The organism is Peptococcus simiae, assembly GCF_046569735.1.
GTDB classification, from domain to species: domain Bacteria; phylum Bacillota; class Peptococcia; order Peptococcales; family Peptococcaceae; genus Peptococcus; species Peptococcus simiae_A.
In genome coordinates, this window is record NZ_JBKICG010000003.1 from 123073 (window position 1) to 129072 (window position 6000).

The following is a 6000-nucleotide window of genomic DNA, read 5'->3' on the forward strand; positions in this document are numbered from 1 at the left end:
TACAACCGGTCAGGAAAGAACCATGACCGGAATATCCACGTGCTCCAGGACATACTTGGTAACCGACCCCAAGAGGAACCGCTTCAGGGCGTGGCCCAGACCCTCTGACCCCATGACCACCAGGTCATAGCCTTCCCGGTCAATGGTCTCGATAATGGTCGAGGCAACCGGCCCCTCAGCCAAAAGGACCTGGACCCTATCCGGCAGGGGAAAGCTGGCCTTGAGCTGGTTTAAGTTGGCCTCAGCTGCCCGGTAGCTGGCCGGATCAACAGTCCGGGGCCGGTCCAGCATGTGGTAGTTGACCTGGTCCCGGGCTTCCAGGCCATTAGGCAGGACCTCCAAGAGGGTAATCTGGGCAGCACATATCTCCTGTAAGACCTTGGCCTGGGCAAGGGCTCTTTCTGAGGCCTCAGACCCATCATAAGGGACTAAAATTTTCTCATAACCGCCAGCCATAGTGACCTCCTTATATAAACTTGCACTATCTTTCTATCTAATTATATACCCCTTTGACCACTTTCACCATAAGGGGCCCGCTTTTGGCCAGGCCCCTTGGCCAATAAAGAAAAAGGCCGGCTCAATCAGCCGGCCTTGGTCCAAGGTCTACCAGGTGTAAAAGCCCCAGCGGCCCTGGTCATAGACCGCACAGGAATGGCTCCCGTCTTTTGGCAAAGTCGTACTGCCTGGGTTCAGTAAGGTCAAACCCTCTATTTCTTCCAGGACCTTTATGTGGGTATGGCCCCAGGCCAGGACATTGGCCCCGGCTTCTAGGGCCCGCTGAATGCGGGTCTCCAGGCTTTCTTCATAGCCATGGACGGCATAAATAACCAGGGGCCCAAAGTGGCAGAGCCGGACCTTTTGGGTCAAATCCTGGCCAATGACCATCTGGTCCACATCTGCATCGCAGTTGCCCCGCACAAAGCTAATCCGCCGGTCAGACAGGTAGGCGGCCAGGTCTGCCGGTGCGTATAGCTATCGTGAACCGGGTTCCGGGGACCGTGGTAAAGGACATCACCCAAGTGGAGGATATGATCGCAATCCTCCATGTAAGACAGGGCCCGATTGGTGTGGTAAAGGGACCCGTGTGTGTCTGATAAAACACCTACTTTCATGGCTACCTCCTGATAAAGCGGACATTATACCCGGCGGACAAGGTCCTCTATTTTTAACTTGGGAACAATGTATTGACCATCATCATCTAAATAGTAGGACAGGTCTTCCCCTGCAGCGACTTCTTTAATGGTAGAAGTAATGGTCGGGTAACCGAAAGCCAGCACCAGATTACAGGTATAGTCCTCGCCAATGCCTAACAGGTCCTGCATCTTCTTATGGTTAAAGTTGCCGATGATACAGGAGCCAATACCCCGGTCCATGGCGGTCAGGGTCATATTGGAAATGGCCAGGCCCTTGTCAACATCTACAAAGGGACTGGATTTTTCATGGGCACATACCGCTACAAAGTAGACCGGCCGCTCGCCGGGCTTGGGCTGGCCCAATTCTGGCGGCAGGCTGGCAGCCCAATGGGTCAGGTCAAAGACCTGGCTGACTTTTTCCTGGCTTTCAACAGAAATAAAGCGCAGGCTCTGCCGGTTCATCCCTGATGAAGCAGTCTGTACCGCTTGCAAAATGGCCTCCCGGTCATTGGGACTAAGGGGTTTAGATTCATCAAATTTCCGATAGGTCCGTCTTTTTTCCAGTAAGGTCTGTAAGTCCATCAGAATATCCTCCCTATTTTCTATAAATCCGACTCCAGTATATAAATAAGGGTATAAACTATATACCCAAAAGACCGAAAAAGTAAAAAACCTCCGGCTGGGCCGGAGGTTGGGTTTACGGTCTTAATATACCGGTTTTTAGAAGAGGGAGGACGGGGCGTCATCGTCGTCTTCTGCAGATACGCAGGATTGGACGTGGTCAGGATAACCCCAGGTCCCTTCGACTTCTACGACGTTCTTCACTTCGCAGTCTGCGGCGCCGGGTACCCGGAATTTCTTGATGTCCAGTTTCGGAATCGGGGTTTCGTCCGGTTTCGGTAACTGGGGCACGTATTCATAGGGGTAGCGGTAGCCGCGGTAGTAGATGTAGGTGGCGTCCGGACCGAAGGGGGAGATCCATTCCCAGACCACTTCTTTTTCCGGGGTCACTTCGAAGAGTCGACCGCCAACGCCTTCGGTGACGAAGGTGTTCCCGTTCGGCAGACGGCAGGCGTCTGAGGTCAGAGGGCTGTAGAAGCGGTAGTCGTTGACGCCGGGGCCGCCGTAGCCCATCATGTCACTGCCGCGCAGTTCCCAGACGAGTTTCTTGGTAACGGGGTTGATTTCCAGGACGCGGGACCGGTCCATGACGTTGACTTTGGTCCCATTGGGGGCGATGTTGGAGGGCACGCCATAGCCGGACCAACCGCCGTTGTCGAAGATTAAGATGTTGCCTTCACCGGGCAGGCCTTTGGGGATCATGTGGGTGTGGTGGGGCCCAATGATTTGGCCGATCCGGCGTTCTTCTTTGGATTGGAAGTCGGGGCCGAGTTTCCAGACGACTTTGCCGGTTTCTTTGGAGATGATGCACATGAAGTTGGCTTCCCGGCTGTCGAAGATAATGTTGTCCGGATGGAAACGGTCGTCGCCCTTGTCATACCACTTGTTGGGGCCCAGGTAGCTGGCGCAGTTGAGGTGGACCCAGTCGCCGACACCACCGTCTACGGAGTGCATGTTGGGGTAGCGGTAGAGGGCGAGTTTAGCGGCGTCATTAAAGTCAAATTCACGCCAATGGTCGCTGGCCCGCCATTCCCAGACGATGTTGCCTTCCCAGTCGACTTCGATGATGACATCATCCAGGAGCCGTTGGTCGGAGATGCGTTTATTTTCAACAGTTTCGTGGGTTAAGATGAGGGTCTTCCCGCTATCGGTTTTGGGTTCCATGCCGGGGACGTAGTAGCCAACCGGGTTCCCTTCCCGTTGGTAGTCGTGGTGCTGACGAGCCATCCACATGGGTTCATTGCCTTCGTCTTCAACGTATTCTTTTTTGTCAAACTTCCAGACGATCTTGCCGTCCCAGTCCACTTGAACCAGGTCAATTTGGTCCTGGTAGCCGAACTTGCCATCACGAAGGCCCCGGCTCCCCATGACATAACCGCCGGGTAAAAGTTTGTTCGGGAAGCCCATTAAGTCTTTCCATACCCGAACGACTTCACCGCGCATGTCAAAGAGCACAGCGCCTACGTCTTTTGCTGCAACTAAGTTGTACCCGTTCCAGCATTTTTCAGGATCATACATTGTTACCCCGGTGGGGTGAATAAACGGTTGTCCCACTAAAGTCCACTCCTTTTATAAGTCTAAGCAAGTTTATCATTTACATCTAAACTCATTATAATCTAAATTGTCACACATGTCACGGAAAAGGCCCGGTTTCGGCAATTGTCTTTGTCTATGAGCCTATAGCCGCCATCAATCTCAAGGCCGGGCGGCGCCACCGGCCCCCTCATTCCTCCCTTGTACCGGAAAGCCAGTTTAGCTATAATGCAACTAGATACAGACCACACCAAGGGTGTAGTTGCCTACCCTTATCGGGTAAGCACTAGGAGAAAACACCGAACTTGACAAATTTAGGAGGGTTTTTATGGGAAAAGCACTAGTGATTGGCGCCGGTGGCGTCGCTTCTGTAGCTGTGCAAAAGATGGCACAGAATGATGATGTATTTACGGACGTCATGGTTGCCAGCCGCACTGAATTCAAATGTAAAGATATTGTGAGCAGATGCAAGGACACGAAAACCAAATTAACGACCGCCCAGGTCGATGCCGACAATGTGGACGAGCTCATCGCCCTCATCAATAACTACCAACCGGACATTGTCGTCAACCTGGCCCTTCCCTACCAAGACCTGTCGATTATGGACGCCTGCCTGGCAACGAAGACCCATTATCTGGATACGGCCAACTACGAACATCCCGACACCGCTAAATTTGAATACAAATGGCAGTGGGCCTACATGGACAAGTTCAAGGAAGCCGGCATTACCGGGATCCTGGGCTCCGGCTTTGACCCCGGGGTCACCTCGGTCTTTGCGGCCTATGCCTTAAAGCACGAATTTGACGAAATCAACTACATCGATATCCTGGACTGCAACGGCGGCGACCATGGCTATCCCTTTGCGACCAACTTCAACCCGGAAATCAACATCCGGGAAGTAAGTGCTAACGGCCGCTACTGGGAAAATGGCGAATGGGTCGAAACCGAACCGATGGAAATCAAACGGGAATACGACTTTGACCAAGTGGGCAAAAAGGATATGTACCTCCTTTACCATGAAGAATTGGAAAGCCTGGCTAAAAATATTCCCGGCCTCAAACGGATTCGCTTCTTTATGACCTTCGGCGAAAGCTACCTGACCCACTTAAAATGCCTGGAAAATGTCGGCATGACCTCCATTGAACCGATTGAATTCCAGGGCCAGGAAATCATCCCCCTGCAATTCTTACAAGCGGTCTTACCGGACCCGTCATCCCTGGGCCCCCGAACCGTTGGTAAAACCAATATCGGCTGTATCTTCCAGGGCAAACAAAATGGTAAGGACAAGACCTACTATCTCTACAATGTCTGCGACCACCAGGAAGCCTACAAGGAAGTGGGCAGCCAGGCCGTCAGCTACACCACCGGGGTTCCGGCCATGATTGGCGCCATGCTCGTTCTCCAGGGCAAGTGGGACCGGCCCGGGGTCTACACCGTCGATGAATTCGATCCGGATCCCTTTATGGACAACCTCAATAAATGGGGCCTTCCCTGGCGGGAAGACTTCTCACCGGAGCTGGTGGACTAATGGGTTTACATCTAAAAGATGTGCCAACCCCCTTCTTTGCCATTGACGAGGAAGCCTTAGCCAAAAACCTGGCCATCCTGGGCCGGGTCCAGGATGAAAGCGGGGCCAAGATTCTCCTGGCCCAAAAGGCCTTCTCCAACTTCGCCCTCTACCCCATGATTGGCCGGGTCCTGGCCGGCACAACGGCCAGCGGCCTCTATGAAGCCCGCCTGGGCCATGAGGAAATGGGCAAGGAAACCCACATCTTTTCCCCGGCTTACCAGGAGCGGGACTTTGATGAGATTTTAAAATACGTCGACCACCTGTCCTTCAATTCTTTTGCCCAGTGGGAGCAGTTTGGCCCCCGGGCCCTGGCTGCCGGCAAGAGCTGCGGTTTACGGATCAACCCGGACCATTCCACCCAGGACGGGGGTATTTACGACCCCTGTGCCCCGGGGTCTCGCCTGGGCATCCTCAAGAAGGAGGTCCTAGGCAAAAACTTGCGGGGGATTGAAGGACTCCACTTTCACACCCTTTGTGAGCAGGGCTTCGATGCCCTCCAGGAAACCCTGGACGCCTTTCTAGACCAATTCGGCGAGTACCTCCCCCTCATGCGCTGGTTGAACCTGGGCGGTGGCCACCACATTACCCGGGCCGACTATGATGTCGACGCCCTCATCAACTGTGTCCAGGTCCTAAGCCGGACCTATGGGCTACAAATCTACCTGGAACCCGGGGAAGCGGTGGTCTTAAATGCCGGCACCCTGACGGCCAGCGTGGTGGATATCGTTCACAACGAAATCGATATCGCCATCCTGGATACCTCCGCTGCCTGCCATATGCCGGATGTCATCGAAATGCCCTACCGGCCCCCCCTGGCCAATAGCGGTAACCCCCATGAGAAAAAGCACACCTACCGGTTGGCCGGCCCGACCTGCCTGGCCGGAGATGTCATCGGGGACTATTCCTTTGACGACCCCCAAAAACCGGGCGACCGCCTGGTTTTTGGGGATATGGCCCTCTATACCATGGTTAAGACCAATACCTTTAACGGGATGCCCCTACCGACAATTTTATCGGGCAAGCCCTCAGAGGACGATTGGCGGGTCCTGCGGGCATTTGGCTACGAAAACTTTAAAGGCCGGCTCTAAGCCGCCCGGTCCTTGACGAAAAAGCATAAAAAGCGGTCCCCAACTCGGAATAGAG

General features: G+C 53.9%; 6 protein-coding genes and 1 pseudogene. 2 read left to right on the top strand and 5 right to left on the bottom strand.

Annotated elements, in window-relative coordinates:
• Nucleotides 1-9: 9 nt before the first annotated feature.
• From ACLGL1_RS02315 to ACLGL1_RS02335, 5 genes are all read right to left on the bottom strand, one after another.
• Entirely contained in the window at nt 10-456 is a 447-nt protein-coding gene (locus ACLGL1_RS02315; RefSeq protein WP_411007180.1) for a universal stress protein, read from the bottom strand.
• A gap of 147 nt (nt 457-603) precedes the next feature.
• Entirely contained in the window at nt 604-954 is a 351-nt protein-coding gene (locus ACLGL1_RS02320; protein WP_411007187.1) for a YfcE family phosphodiesterase, read from the bottom strand.
• Nucleotides 864-1112 carry a metallophosphoesterase family protein gene (locus ACLGL1_RS02325; RefSeq protein ID WP_411007181.1) on the bottom strand — a complete coding sequence of 83 codons (249 nt, stop codon included), beginning with the start codon at nt 1110-1112 and terminating at the stop codon, nt 864-866. Before ACLGL1_RS02325 ends, ACLGL1_RS02320 begins: the two co-directional genes overlap by 91 nt.
• A 24-nt stretch (nt 1113-1136) precedes the next feature.
• Nucleotides 1137-1715: a nitroreductase family protein gene (locus ACLGL1_RS02330; RefSeq protein ID WP_411007182.1), complete on the bottom strand. Its 579-nt coding sequence runs from the start codon at nt 1713-1715 to the stop codon at nt 1137-1139.
• Nucleotides 1716-1853: 138 nt separating this feature from the next.
• The gene (locus ACLGL1_RS02335; protein ID WP_411007183.1) at nt 1854-3308 is read right to left on the bottom strand and encodes an aryl-sulfate sulfotransferase; all 1455 of its coding nucleotides are present in this window, start codon (nt 3306-3308) and stop codon (nt 1854-1856) included.
• A gap of 304 nt (nt 3309-3612) precedes the next feature.
• On the opposite strand from ACLGL1_RS02335, the pseudogene ACLGL1_RS02340 reads away from it, so the two are divergent.
• Nucleotides 3613-4815: pseudogene (locus ACLGL1_RS02340) on the top strand (saccharopine dehydrogenase family protein); the annotation flags it as partial.
• A complete protein-coding gene (gene nspC / locus ACLGL1_RS02345; protein WP_411007184.1) occupies nt 4815-5945 on the top strand; it encodes a carboxynorspermidine decarboxylase in 1131 nt (376 codons plus the stop codon). The pseudogene ACLGL1_RS02340 and the gene nspC, both read left to right, overlap by 1 nt.
• The last annotated feature ends 55 nt before the right edge of the window (nt 5946-6000 follow it).